Origin of the sequence: Pedobacter soli (assembly GCF_900101435.1) — a bacterium.
GTDB lineage: Bacteria > Bacteroidota > Bacteroidia > Sphingobacteriales > Sphingobacteriaceae > Pedobacter > Pedobacter soli.
On record NZ_FMZH01000019.1, the window covers coordinates 16,649 to 29,667 of the forward strand.

Below are 13,019 nucleotides of genomic sequence, written 5' to 3' on the forward strand. Positions count from 1 at the left end.
CATTTAGTTTGGAGTTGAGGGTTTTGAGTTTGGAGTTTTCCACTCCTACATCAAACTTTTAACTCATAACTCCAAGCTTTTAACTCCAAGCTCAAATGCGTAACCTTTGGATTTTCATCAGCAGATACAACGCATTTTTCCTGTTTATTATCTTTTTTACGATAGGGATTTACCTAACGGTGAAAAACAATGCCTACCAGCGTAGTGTAACCTTAAATTCTTCAAACGAAGTAGTAGGTACCGCATACGAAAGGCTGAATGTTTTTAAACGCTATTTAAACCTGGGAATGGTAAACGATAGCCTTGCAGCCGAAAATGCCAAACTTAAAACCCGCTTATTGGGTTTAACTACCGTTGATAGTGCTAAAGATGTTAAGGTAATTGATACTGTTACCAATCAGCAATATTCTTACCTGGCAGCTAAGGTGGTTAAAAACTCCATTACCCTTCGCAACAACGTAATGACCATTAATAAAGGTACGGTTGACGGGATTAAAAGCGGGATGGCTGTAATTGCGCCGCAAAAAGGTGTTGTAGGCTTTATCCGCGATGTTTCAGCCCATTTAGCCACTATCCAATCGCTGTTGCATAAAGACACCCGAATTAGTGTTGTGCTAAAAAAGAACAATGCCCTGGGTTCTTTAGTTTGGGGTGATGGCAATTTCGACATTAAGAAAGCACTTATTAAGGGAGTACCCAACCACATTAAAATGCAGGTGGGCGATACAGTTGTTACCTCCGGTTTTGCTTCTTTCCCTGCCGGGATTTTGGTAGGTAGAATTACCAAACCCAATGTGGCCACTAACGATAATTTCTTATCGGGAGAATTGAATTTATTTACAGATTTTAGCACATTGCAATATGTATATGTGGTTAAAGATAAACTCGCTGACGAGCAAAAAGCTTTAGAAAGCCTAGCTAAGCCCAATGAATAGTAGAATCATAATTGTAAATGTGATCAGGTGGTTTTTACTGCTTTTTGTGCAGATCTTTCTGCTCAAGAATATGGGCTTTTATGATCTGTCTACCCCTTTTATCTACGTATTATTTTTGTTGCTCCTGCCTTTTGGCATCCCTAATATTTTATTGTACGGATTAGCCTTTGCAACAGGCCTGACACTCGATGCATTTTACGATACCATGGGGGTGCACGCAACTGCTTGTGTGGTGCTGGCTTTTGTTAGGATCTCATTTATATCCATAAGTTTAAACCGCGACGCAATTGATGACCCTGAACCTTCGTTAAGTTATATGGGTTTCCAATGGTTTTCACTTTATGCTTTTCTCTGCGTTATTACACACCATTTGGTGCTGTTCTTCTTAGAAACATTCAGGCTAACCGAAATTGGTTATACCTTAATGAGATGCGGCCTAAGTTGTATCTTTACACTGCTTATTATTTTATTGGTAGAGTTTATATTCTATAGAAGAACGCCACGCTAATGGATCAATTATTTAATCGAAAATACATCGTTCAGGGATTATTTATTGTTATTGCCCTCATTTTACTGGGCAAACTTTTCTACATCCAGATTATTAGCGACAAAGCCTTTATTTCGGCCGAGAGTAATGTACTCAGAAAGATTTATAAATTTCCCGCACGTGGTGCAATTCTAGACCGTAACATGAAAGTTATTGTGCAGAATGAGCCGGTTTACGATTTAATGGTTACACCAAACGAAGTACAGCCTTTCGATACTTTAGCTCTTGCACAAGCTCTGGATATTAGCTTTGAGGATGTACGGAAAAACCTGCGTAAAGCGAGGGGAAAATCAACGTATCAGGCTACACCTTTTCTTAAACAAATTTCAGTTCAAAGTTATGCACGTCTGCAGGAAACGCTCTATCGTTTTCCTGGCTTCAGAACTCAGGATCGTACCGTGAGGCATTATCCGGATAGTGTTGGCGGACAGCTATTTGGATATGTAAAAGAAGTAAGTCCTACAGATATTGAAAAATCGGAAGGTTTTTATAAACCAGGTGATTATAAAGGAAAAAGTGGATTAGAATTTTCGTACGAAGAAACTTTGAGGGGTGAAAAAGGAGTGATTAACACAGTTTATGATGCCCACAATACCCCGCAAGGAAGTTATGCTGATGGAAAATATGATATCAATGCAGTTTCCGGAGAACGACTTATTTCTGGCATTGATATGAGAATCCAAAAACTCGGTGAGCAATTAATGACCAATAAGGTTGGTGCCATTGTTGCCATCGAACCCTCTTCAGGCGAAATTCTTTCGCTGGTAAGTAGCCCGGGCTATGATCCAAATTTGTTAGTTGGCCGCAATCAGGGAAATAATTATATGGAGTTTATTGTGGGTAACCCCTACCGCCCGTCGTTAGTACGGCCAATAATGGGTTATTATCCTCCAGGCTCTTCTTTTAAACCTGTTGATGCCTTAATCGGATTACAGGAAGGCGTGATTGATCCCAACACCACTTTCTTTTGTCCACATTATTATCAGGCTGGTAACAGGAGGATCAAGTGCGAGCACTTTGATGGCCCTATTTCGCTTAGAAGAGGTATAGCCCGTTCTTGCAACACCTATTTCTGCTATGTTTTTCAAAAATTAATCACAAAGAATGGCATGAAAAACCAAAGGCAAACTTATCAGGAATGGCGCGATAAGGTTGCCAAATTTGGCTTTGGTGCAAAACTGGGTATAGATATGCCTTACGAGAGAAAAGGTTATTTTTATACCGCAGACCATTATGATAAAGTTTACGGTAAAAGATGGGGTTACACCAACGTAATCTCGCAAGCCATTGGACAAGGCGAAATTACAGCTACCCCATTACAAATGGCTAATGCGATGGCCATTATTGCCAATCGTGGCTATTACATTAAACCACACCTGATTAAAGGCATTGGCGATAAAAACCTGGTTAGAAAAGAATATGTGGTTAAAAATTATGTAGGTGTAGATGCCAAACATTTCGAACCAGTAATTGATGGCATGCAGGATGCCGTAAACAGCAGCTGGGGTACAGCTATATTATCGCGTATTCCCGATGTAGTATTGTGTGGAAAAACCGGAACAGTACAAAACCCGCACGGCAAAAACCACTCGGTTTTTATTGGTTTTGCCCCCCGCGATAATCCAAAAATTGCCATAGCGGTAATTGTAGAAAATGCGGGTTACGGTAGTACTTATGCTGCACCAATTGCCAGTTACATGATTGAAAAATATCTTAAAGGTACAGTTAGCGGAGAAAGGTCTGCTCAAATTGAGTGGATGAAAAGCCAAAATCTGTTACCTGTTTTAAAAGACAAAGCCAAAGCCATTAAACTCACAAAAGCAGACAGCCTGTTAATTAAGAAAGCAGATTCTACTAAAAGAATAAAGGATAGTTTGAGGATCAATTCGGCAACCCTAAAACAAAGCGCAGCAACCAAACCTAAAGAACTTAAAACTGTAACCATCGATAAACCTGTAACCATTAAATAAAATGCAGCAGCAACAGGGAAACCGCTTTTTCTTTAACGTAGATTGGATTACTGTTTTAATCTACATCGCTTTATGCGCTATTGGTTTTATTAACATTTACGCTTCAGTTCCCCCTGAACAAACAGCCGTGTTTGGTTTTAGTACGCTATATGGCAAACAGCTAATTTACATCATTACGGGCTTGGTGTTAGGCTTGTCAATCCTGCTATTTGACGGAAGGTTGTTTAATGTCTTTTCTCCTTTTATTTACGGTGGTACATTAATTTTATTGATGGCCGTATTGCTGATCGGAAATAAGGTTGCAGGTAACCAGGCCTGGATTGCCATTGGTTCATTTAAATTACAACCCGCTGAGTTTGCTAAATTCGGAACAGCCTTGCTATTAGCCCGGTATGTGGGGGCCTTTAATCCAAAATTCAGGGATATCAAATCCATTGGCATTGCAGGTTTAATTGTAGGGGCACCATTATTATTGATTATGCTCCAGCCCGATACCGGTTCGGCATTGGTTTTCCTTGCTTTTATGTTTCCACTTTATCGCGAAGGTTTATCAGGCTACTTCCTGCTGATATTTTTGGGAATGATTGTCTTGTTTGTGGCAGACTTTTTAGTGCCAACCTATATTTTAATCATCATTATAACCACTATTGCGGGTCTTTTTATTTACAACAATAGACGGAAACAAAAGATTATTTTCTCTACCATTTTAGTAACCGTTTTTGCAATTGGCTATTTGTTTCTCATTAAAGTAGCTTACGAAAAAGTACTGGCACCGCACCAGCGCAGCCGTATCGAGTTAATGCTCGGTCTTAAAACCGATAATAAGGGTGCGGGCTATAATGTAATCCAGTCGCAGATTGCCATTGGTTCTGGTCAGGCAACAGGACGTGGCTTTTTACAGGGTACACAAACCAAATATGGCTATGTGCCTGAGCAAAGTACCGACTTTATCTTTTCAACCATTGGCGAAGAGTGGGGTTTTTTAGGTTGTTCAGTTGTAATTGGCCTGTACATCTTTTTACTGCTCAGATTAATTAATCTGGCAGAACGCCAACGTTCTACATTTTCGCGCGTTTATGGTTACAGCGTGGCTTGTATCCTGTTTTTTCACGTGTTTATCAATATCGGGATGACGATTGGCATTATTCCGGTTATTGGGATTCCGCTACCTTTAATTAGCTATGGAGGATCATCGCTTTGGAGTTTTACCATCCTGCTGTTTATCTTTCTAAAGCTAGATTCAAACCGGATGGGTTTTATTTAAGCATCAAGAGGCATTGCAAATGCCGGGTTCCGGCATCCGCGTTACAAACGCGGACGATCTTTAAATTTTACCACCTTGCTATTTATCTTAAAGCTCGATTCGAACAGGACGGGTTTTATTTAAGGAGCAAGAGGCATTGCAAATGCCGGGTTCTGGCATCCGCGTTACAAACGCGGACGATCAAGGCTCAGCGAAGCTAAATCTATTTTGAAAGAATTTTTGATTTAGATCTCTCCCCGCCTGTACGGGCAGGCATTCCGCTACGCTTCAGTCGAGATGACGATCAGCAATTAACGTCTGTCGCCAAACGCTTACCGCTAAACGCCTTACCTGCTAAACCTTCTGTTCAACAATTCGTAGAACTGATCTACTGTGCCCTGCTTGCTGGCCCAGTTATTCTTTGCAGCGTAATTGTTTTGTAAGAAAGCATCAGCAGCTTCAAAGCTGTTCATTTTATTTACAATATCAATCGCTTCAGAGTAAGCCAGGTTATAGCCGTTGAAAAGGTCTTTAATAAACAACAGTTTTTCGTTTAAGCTAATCGCTTGTTTTAAATCGGATATTGGTGCTTTTACAGGATCCTCGTTTTTGCCATTTGTTTGCGCCAATAATTCATTTAAACTTTGAACAGGTTTTGCTGCCACAGGCTCTGGTGTTGGTTTTACCGGAACGGCCTCTGGTGTAAACAGTGGTCTTTCATGCTCAACAGGTGGCGAAATAATAGGCTCATCCAATTTTACATCCTTAAGTGCCTCGATAGGCTTCGTGGCGACAGCTACCGGTTCTTCTTTCGGTGTAGGTGTAACAGCCACTACTACTTCTTCTTCCGCTTCATGATCAATTAAAAAAGGTTCCGGACCAATTTCATCTTCTTCGGCAGGCAAAGGAGTTTCATCAGCGGGTAATGCTCTTTCTTTTTCGTGTATTCTTTTCTTTTGAGCCAGAATTTCTGCTTCTTCCTTACTTAAAGGCCGGTCAAAGATTTCTTCGGCAGGTTTTAACTCGTAATCAAACTGTGCATTTTCATCATGCGTACCCAGCACAAATTCAAAAGTATGATCGTCCTGATCGGGTTTAAAGAAATCGTTATTTATTGCTGAAGCTGTTTTTTCTACCTCAACGGCTTTTTCAACTTCAGCAGCTTCTTCATCAATAATCTCCTGTGCAGGCTTAATATCAACGCGTTCTTCTTCTTCTTCTGCAGTAGCTACCTCTTCCAGTTCCTGCGGATCGAAGCACTCATCATCTTCTGCATAGCTTTTAGGCGCTTCGGGCAAAATAATTGTATTTTGTTCAGCTAAACGCGGGTGATTGCCCGGTTCAGGTGTTTTATCTTCAATGATGGCATTTAGTTTTTTTACGATATTAACGTGATCGGAAAGAAAATGTGCGTTGGCCAGGAAAAGTTCGAGTTCCAAATCATTCAGCTGCTGAGGATTTTGAGCTAAAAACTGGTATTGCTCATTCAACTCTGTTAAAATACTGCCTATCTTTTTGAAAATATCTTGTTGGTTCATCATAAAGTTAAAACGAATTTCTGATCGATTTATGTTGGTAACTATCTCTTCAAAAATAACACATAATTCTCATATTTGTTCGGTTTAAAAATTATCGGGCTGATACTGGGGAATAAAAAATAAGGCATGTTATTTAGCGAACAAAATTTTAGAAGAAGGGGCGAATTTTCGGGAAGTATTGAAGTGGTATGCGGCTCCATGTTTTCGGGTAAAACGGAAGAACTGATCCGCCGGCTAAAAAGAGCCCAGATTGCTAAATTGAATGTCGAAATCTTTAAACCCAGAACCGATACCCGTTACCACGAAACTGCTGTGGTTTCGCACGATTTAAACTCGATTAACTCCACACCTGTTGATAGTGCCTCGGCCATTTTATTACTGGGTACCAACACCCAGGTGGTAGGCATTGATGAAGCCCAGTTTTTTGATGATGAATTGCCTGATGTCTGCAATAAATTAGCCCTCAGGGGTATCCGCGTAATTGTTGCAGGTTTGGATATGGATTTTACCGGCAAGCCTTTTGGCCCTATGCCCGCGCTAATGGCCATTGCCGAACATGTAACTAAGGTAAATGCAGTTTGTGTTTGCTGTGGTAACCCTGCCCTGTACAGCTACCGCACGGCTGCCGATGAAGCTACCGTATTGCTTGGCGAAAAAGAAAGCTACGAACCCCGTTGCAGGGCTTGTTATAACCTGGGCAAGGGTTAACCTTATTGATCGTAAATCTGTATCTTTAATCAGAATTTTACTTCTGGTATGGATAAACAGTCTCAACTTGCAGCATTTAGAAAGGGGATTACCCAATTTGTAACCTTTAGCGATACAGAGTGGGAAATCTTTAGCACTTACCTCAGTTTTTCGAGCCTAAACAAAAAGGAACATTTTGCTGTAGAAGGAAAAGTGTGCGACTATATGGCCTTTATTACCCGTGGGGCTGTACGCTATTACCATATCAAAGATGGACAGGAAATTACCGGATACTTTAGCTTTGAAAATGAATTGATGAGCGCTTACAAAAGCTTCGTTAAACGTACCCCAAACCGCAATTACATTCAAGCCCTTGAAGAAACCGAACTGGTAATGATTTCTTACCAGCATTTGCAGCAAATGTTAAACCACCCGCTACTGGCCTTAAAAATGGAACGTTTTGGCCGTTTAATAGCCGAATATTACATCTGTTGTTACGAAGACCGGGTAACCGCTTTTATTACACAAAGTCCCGAAGAGCGTTATACTGCACTCGAGAAGACTGCCTGCGATATTTTTCAGCGGGTTCCGCAGCATTTTATTGCCAATTTTCTGGGCATTACGCCTGTTTCACTTTCGCGCATACGCAAAAGAACCTTACTACAGCACTAAGCCTCTTCTTATACTTTTTGTAATCATTATCTTTTGTTAACGTTTTCTGCATCAAAGCTCAGCTAACTTTGAGTCAATCAAAAAAAGAAAAGCTATGCACACGATATTAGGCGCCGGCGGGCCAACAGCAAACGCATTAACCCAGGAATTAATTGCCCATAACCAAACCCTTAGGCTGGTAAGCCGTAAACCGGTAGCGACCAACAATCCCAATGTAAGCTGGCAAAAGGCCGATTTATTGAACGAACAGGAAGTACTTGCCGCAACAGCAGGTTCGACCATCATTTATTTGTGCGCCGGTTTAGTTTACGATGCCCAAATATGGCAGCAACAGTGGCCGGTTATTATTCAAAATGTGATTAGTGCCTGCAAGCAAACCGGCGCACGATTAATCTTTTTCGACAATGTTTACATGTATGGGCTAGTAAAAGGTCCGATGACTGAAAATACACCTTACCATCCTTGCAGCCTGAAAGGCGAAGTGAGGGCAAAAATAGCTCAGCAATTAATGGATGAGAGCCAAGCAGGCCGCATTAATGCAACCATAGCCCGTGCGGCCGATTTTTATGGCACTAACTCTATGAACAGTTTCTTCGACATGATGATACTGGACAAATTTGCCAAAAATACCAGCGGCCAGTGGATAGGAAATCCCAATACCTTACATAGCTTTACTTACATTCCGGATGCCGGCAAAGCGCTCTTTCTCTTGGGCCAAACACCCGATTCGGGCAACCAGATCTGGCATTTACCAACCGCAGCTCCTTTAAAAGGAAAAGCTTTTATCGAAATGGCCGCCCAGATTTACGGCACCAAAGCCCGTTATTCGGTAATTAATAAACTGATGCTCCGTTTGGTTGGCTTATTTAAAAAAGTAGTAGCAGGTACCGTAGAAATGTACTACCAGTACGACCACGATTATCATTTCGATTCTACAAAATTTGAAAAGGCTTTTAACTTTAAACCAACCAGTTACCACGATGGCATTTTAGCCTTATCAAAAAGCTTGTACCAGAAGCAGAATTGACAAATAAATTACCGGTAGAACGCTATCTTTAGGCACTATGATTTCAGGTTCTAAAGTGCATCAAAAGGCAATTAAAAAGGTTTCGGTTTTAGGTTGTGGCTGGTTTGGCTTTGCATTTGCCAGAGCACTGGTTGCTCAAGGCTATTCAGTTAATGGTTCATCGACCACCGAAACCAAGCTTACAATGCTGGCCGATGCGCAAATTGTGCCTTATCTGGTTAATTTCACAACGGCAAAAATTGAAGCAGATCCTTCCTTTTTTGAATGCGATGCCTTGTTTATTTGTATCCCGCCAAAAAGAAACTCAGCCGAACTGCAGGATTACCCGGCAAAAATTAAGTCGATTATAGCGGCTGCCAAAGGCAAGACAACACAAATTGTACTCATCAGTTCGACTAGTGTTTTTGCAGATGAAAACCGGTTGGTAAACGAAAAAAGTGAAACTTGTCCGGATACCGATTCGGGTAGGGTTGTCGTAGCTGCCGAAGAAATTTTAAAAGCCGAAACGCCCAATTTTACCATCATCCGCTTTGCAGGATTAATTGGCCCCGACCGTAACCCGGGAAGGTTCTTTGCAGGCAAAACGGGTGTTCCCAATGGTTTAGCACCGGTAAATCTCATCCATCAAACAGATGCGGTTGGTATCGCGATCCGGTTATTGGAAAAACAAGCCTTTGGCCGCATTTATCATGCCTGTTCGCCATTGCACCCCGCGAAAATGGATTTTTACATGGAAGCGGCCAAAACATCGGGTTTAGCCATACCTGAGTTTATTGCCGAAAAGAAAAGCTGGAAAATTGTAGAGAGTTTGCATGTACCGAAATATTTGGATTACGATTTTGAAGTGGGGATTTAAATAATTGCGTCATTGCGAGGAGGAACGACGAAGCAATCTTACAACGATCGCTAGTTGAAAATTGAATTAATGCTTTTACCCACCCATAGTAGTAAGATTGCTTCGTTTCTCGCAATCACGAATAGTCTTAATCCAGCAATCCAAGCAATTCTTTTTTGGTTAGATTTTTGAAAAAACTACCCTCAGTTTGGATCAGGTTACTGACCAAATCCTTTTTAGTGGCCTGCAGTTTCATAATTTTTTCTTCAATGGTATCGGGGCAAATAAGCCGCACTGCCATTACGTTTTTATGCTGGCCAATGCGATAAGCACGATCGATGGCCTGGTTTTCTACTGCAGGGTTCCACCAGGGATCAACCAGGTAAACATAATCTGCTTCGGTTAAATTCAATCCCGTTCCCCCGGCCTTTAGGCTAATCAGGAAAACCGGAATATCTCTATTTTGTTGAAATGAAGCTACCACTTCTTCCCTGTTCCTTGTCTGGCCAGTGAGATAAGCATAACCTATACGCCGTTTGTCAAGTTCTTTTTTAATCAAATCGAGCATGGTTACAAACTGCGAGAAAACCAGAATTTTATGTTTACCGGCTTTGCTTTCAATCTGCTCCAGCAAGACATCAATTTTTGATGAAACCTGCAGATAAGATTTACCACCGGCCAGCAAAGCAGCCGAGTTACAAATTTGCCTAAGCGTGGTAATACTTTTCAATACATGCATCGAGCTTTTAGGCAAATCATCTTCCTGTTTACCCAAAATAAAATCCTGAATTTCCTTTTTATTCGCCTCATATACTTCGCGTTGCTCCTCACCCATTTCGCAATACAATATAATTTCCGTTTTATCCGGAAGTTCTTTTGCTACCTGCTCCTTAGTCCGGCGTAAAATGAATGGCCTTATCTTTCTTTGAAGCTCATCTGCCCTACGGCTATCTTTAAACTGATCAATCGGGGTAGAATATAGATCGGCAAATTGTTGCTTGCTGCCAAACAGGCCGGGGCAGGCAAAAGATAACTGTCCGTACAAATCGAAGGTATTGTTCTCAACGGGCGTACCTGTAATGGCCACTTTGTTGCGCGATTGCAGCATCCTCACGGCTTTATAACGCTGCGATTCAGGGTTTTTAATGAGCTGCGATTCATCTAAAAAGATGTAATTGAAGCGATAATCCTTTAAAAAGCGAATATCAGAAAGCAAGGTGCCATAAGAGGTTAAAATGATTTCATACTGGTCAAAATCTTCGGTGGTTTTGCTCCTTTCGCCGGCATAAATGGTTTTAACCTGTATAGATGGTGCAAACTTTTCTACCTCAGCTTTCCAGTTAAAAATCAGCGAAGCCGGAACCACAACCAGGTTGGTATTGTGTTTCACTTTTTCGCGCTGCGATAAAATAAAGGCTAAAATCTGTATGGTTTTACCCAGGCCCATATCATCGGCCAGGCACGAACCAAAATTAAAATCATCTAAAAAGTTAAGCCAGTTCAGTCCGTCTTTCTGATAATGACGCAGGGTTGCCAGTAAAGCTGAAGGTACTTCTACTTCTTCAATTGCATTTGCGCCTTCGAACTTCTGTTTATAAAGCTGTAGCTCATTTTTAACTTCGCCATCCAGCAGAGCATCTTCGTACAGTTCGTTTACTGTAGCAAATTTAATTTTCGGCGTCAGAAGCGCTTCTTCAGTAATTTCGCCTGCATTAAAATAAGCCGCAAACTTCTCTACCCATTCTTGCGGCAAAATACCTTCGGTGCCATCGTCGAGCTTGACAAACCTGCTCTTATTGCGAATTGATTTATGCAAATGCTTTAAGGGAACCACCTGCCGGGCAAATTTTACCTCAACTTTTGTTTCAAACCAATCCAGTCCGCTAATTACCTCAATGTTTATTTCAGGTTTAAATTCGCTCAGCTTGTTATTTTTCAACTGATTGAAGCCTAAAACCTGAATTCCCTTATTCCGCCAGATTTCAAAGGCATCTAAAAACCAGGCTTCTTCTAAAAATCTTTTCCGGTGCAGGTAAAAGGAATCATATTTATTCTGCTCAAAGAGGAAATCGTTTTCAATTTGTTCGTAAAAGTAGGGGTGCGACCTAATGATGTTAGAAACGAACTGAAGTTCAGCTTTTTCATCTCGGTTAAGCTTAAAAACATTACCCAATTTATCCTGCGCCTGAATTTGCTTTTTCGATAAAACCGGAATTTCTAAATTTCCGTAGCGCATTACCGGCGTTAACAGGATAAAATCTTCAGATTCGGACAGATAAATTAATTGTTCATTTTCGAGGTCGAAGCCTTTTTCTTCCATCTGGCTTTTGGTGGCAGGCTTTAGATAAGCATAATCAACATGTATACTGCCTTCCAGCTGAATCAGAATGGCTTTCTGAAATTCGGGATATTTGCTTTTGTGTAAGATTAACCGATTACTTTGTTTTTTAAAAAATCCAATCACCCTTAAAAAATCAAGTCTGCCAATCAGATAAAGTTGATTTTTGAGCTTGACAAAGTACTGGTGTACCAATTGCAGGTTGTCGAGTTCGTACGATTTGCCCTCGATGATTAAACGGCCGGTAATTTCATAATAATCCTCGCGCTGGTTTACCGCAAGCCTCAAATCGACATTGAGTGGTTGCACATCAACTGCCGAGATGCTGGACGGCTGAATAACCGACGATTGTTGCGCATCCTGCAGGTAAACCGGAATTTTAGCGGGATTTTTAACAATTGCCTTTAAAGCTTCAATTTCTACCTCGCTTTGGTCGGTATTGTAGTTTTGCTGAAAGGTGGTAATGCCGCTAAAAAATTTTAGCAGATCGCTATCTTCTGTTTTAAAAATTAAATCTGCCGGATGAATACCTTTTAATGGATTTTTAACCTTTCCGGTCCTGGTAATGGCTGCTTCAAAAAGCTCGATGGTTAAATGGTTGTAATAACGGTGCTGCCCCAATACCAGGATCATTTTACTCCAATCACCTTTATCCCGGGCCTTAACCTGCGGTTTTGTCCTGGGTAGCAGCAAATCGGCCAGGTTTTGCTGAGCTTCTTTGTTAAAAGGTTGCAAGGCTTCCATTTTGGGTTTAATTTCAACCTCATCCTGGTGATAAGTGAGGTTAAAAAGCAGATCGGGGTTTTCTTCCTTTTCCAGCCCATAATTGACGGCTATTTTAATCAATTTTTCTCTGCGTAGATTAGCATCGAAAAAAATACGCAGCGCTTTGCGTTGAAGAATATTGTATAAAACCTGAGCCTGGTGTGCACAGAGTTTGTTTTTTGGCGTAGCGCAGCGGCAGGAAAGTTTAACCGAATTATTTTGTTGCTGAACCATCACCACAGGAAAAGGTTCAGCTGCTTCTTCCTGACTAAATGCGGCAAAATCAATTTCGATCTGTTCGGGATGCAAATGATAAAAACCTTTTACATCGGTATGTACCAGCCCACCCAAATGCTTGAGGATAACAATTTCGCTGAGATCTTTGAGATTAAAATCCCTTAAAATATAATCGTAAGGGTTTTCTTCTGATCGCAGCTGTGTAGTTACCGTTTCACTCATTTA

The 13,019-nt window shown here is 41.1% G+C and carries 10 protein-coding genes; 8 read left to right on the forward strand and 2 right to left on the reverse strand.

What is annotated here, in order from left to right:
* Positions 1–95: 95 nt before the first annotated feature.
* Genes mreC through rodA form a run of 4 tightly spaced genes read left to right on the forward strand, consistent with a single transcriptional unit; the run spans position 96 to position 4,716 of the window.
* Positions 96–935 carry a rod shape-determining protein MreC gene (mreC, locus tag BLR37_RS23670; protein ID WP_090773014.1) on the forward strand — a complete coding sequence of 280 codons (840 nt, stop codon included), beginning with the start codon at positions 96–98 and terminating at the stop codon, positions 933–935.
* Complete coding sequence (locus BLR37_RS23675) at positions 928–1,443, forward strand: rod shape-determining protein MreD (RefSeq protein ID WP_090773016.1); 516 nt, start codon at positions 928–930, stop codon at positions 1,441–1,443. Before mreC ends, BLR37_RS23675 begins: the two co-directional genes overlap by 8 nt.
* Positions 1,443–3,452, forward strand: a complete 2,010-nt coding sequence (gene mrdA / locus BLR37_RS23680; protein ID WP_090773018.1) for a penicillin-binding protein 2 — start codon at positions 1,443–1,445, stop codon at positions 3,450–3,452. The genes BLR37_RS23675 and mrdA overlap by 1 nt, the downstream gene beginning before the upstream one ends.
* Position 3,453: 1 nt before the next feature.
* Positions 3,454–4,716 carry a rod shape-determining protein RodA gene (gene rodA / locus BLR37_RS23685; RefSeq protein ID WP_090773020.1) on the forward strand — a complete coding sequence of 421 codons (1,263 nt, stop codon included), beginning with the start codon at positions 3,454–3,456 and terminating at the stop codon, positions 4,714–4,716.
* A 326-nt stretch (positions 4,717–5,042) separates the two neighbouring features.
* On the opposite strand, the gene BLR37_RS23690 is transcribed toward rodA, so the two are convergent.
* Positions 5,043–6,236 carry a hypothetical protein gene (locus BLR37_RS23690; protein WP_090773022.1) on the reverse strand — a complete coding sequence of 398 codons (1,194 nt, stop codon included), beginning with the start codon at positions 6,234–6,236 and terminating at the stop codon, positions 5,043–5,045.
* A 123-nt stretch (positions 6,237–6,359) separates the two neighbouring features.
* Here BLR37_RS23690 and BLR37_RS23695 point away from each other — a divergent pair, with 123 nt between their 5' ends.
* From BLR37_RS23695 to BLR37_RS23710, 4 genes are all read left to right on the forward strand, one after another.
* On the forward strand, positions 6,360–6,941 hold the full coding sequence (locus BLR37_RS23695; RefSeq protein ID WP_025146756.1) for a thymidine kinase: 582 nt from the start codon (positions 6,360–6,362) through the stop codon (positions 6,939–6,941).
* Positions 6,942–6,989: 48 nt separating this feature from the next.
* Positions 6,990–7,592 carry a Crp/Fnr family transcriptional regulator gene (locus tag BLR37_RS23700; protein ID WP_090773024.1) on the forward strand — a complete coding sequence of 201 codons (603 nt, stop codon included), beginning with the start codon at positions 6,990–6,992 and terminating at the stop codon, positions 7,590–7,592.
* A 94-nt stretch (positions 7,593–7,686) separates the two neighbouring features.
* Complete coding sequence (locus BLR37_RS23705; protein WP_090773026.1) at positions 7,687–8,619, forward strand: NAD-dependent epimerase/dehydratase family protein; 933 nt, start codon at positions 7,687–7,689, stop codon at positions 8,617–8,619.
* A 37-nt stretch (positions 8,620–8,656) separates the two neighbouring features.
* Positions 8,657–9,475, forward strand: a complete 819-nt coding sequence (locus BLR37_RS23710; protein WP_090773028.1) for an NAD(P)-binding domain-containing protein — start codon at positions 8,657–8,659, stop codon at positions 9,473–9,475.
* 127 nt (positions 9,476–9,602) lie between these two features.
* Here BLR37_RS23710 and BLR37_RS23715 read toward each other — a convergent pair whose 3' ends face one another.
* Positions 9,603–13,016 carry a DEAD/DEAH box helicase gene (locus BLR37_RS23715; RefSeq protein WP_090773030.1) on the reverse strand — a complete coding sequence of 1,138 codons (3,414 nt, stop codon included), beginning with the start codon at positions 13,014–13,016 and terminating at the stop codon, positions 9,603–9,605.
* Positions 13,017–13,019 lie beyond the last annotated feature (3 nt).

Coding starts and splice junctions, on each gene's coding strand:
- BLR37_RS23705 (WP_090773026.1), top strand. CDS start 7,687: ATGCACACGATATTAGGCGCCGGCGGGCCAACAGCAAACGCATTAACC.
- BLR37_RS23675 (WP_090773016.1), top strand. CDS start 928: ATGAATAGTAGAATCATAATTGTAAATGTGATCAGGTGGTTTTTACTG.
- BLR37_RS23690 (WP_090773022.1), bottom strand. CDS start 6,236: ATGATGAACCAACAAGATATTTTCAAAAAGATAGGCAGTATTTTAACA.
- rodA (WP_090773020.1), top strand. CDS start 3,454: ATGCAGCAGCAACAGGGAAACCGCTTTTTCTTTAACGTAGATTGGATT.
- BLR37_RS23695 (WP_025146756.1), top strand. CDS start 6,360: ATGTTATTTAGCGAACAAAATTTTAGAAGAAGGGGCGAATTTTCGGGA.
- BLR37_RS23700 (WP_090773024.1), top strand. CDS start 6,990: ATGGATAAACAGTCTCAACTTGCAGCATTTAGAAAGGGGATTACCCAA.
- BLR37_RS23710 (WP_090773028.1), top strand. CDS start 8,657: ATGATTTCAGGTTCTAAAGTGCATCAAAAGGCAATTAAAAAGGTTTCG.
- mreC (WP_090773014.1), top strand. CDS start 96: ATGCGTAACCTTTGGATTTTCATCAGCAGATACAACGCATTTTTCCTG.
- BLR37_RS23715 (WP_090773030.1), bottom strand. CDS start 13,016: ATGAGTGAAACGGTAACTACACAGCTGCGATCAGAAGAAAACCCTTAC.
- mrdA (WP_090773018.1), top strand. CDS start 1,443: ATGGATCAATTATTTAATCGAAAATACATCGTTCAGGGATTATTTATT.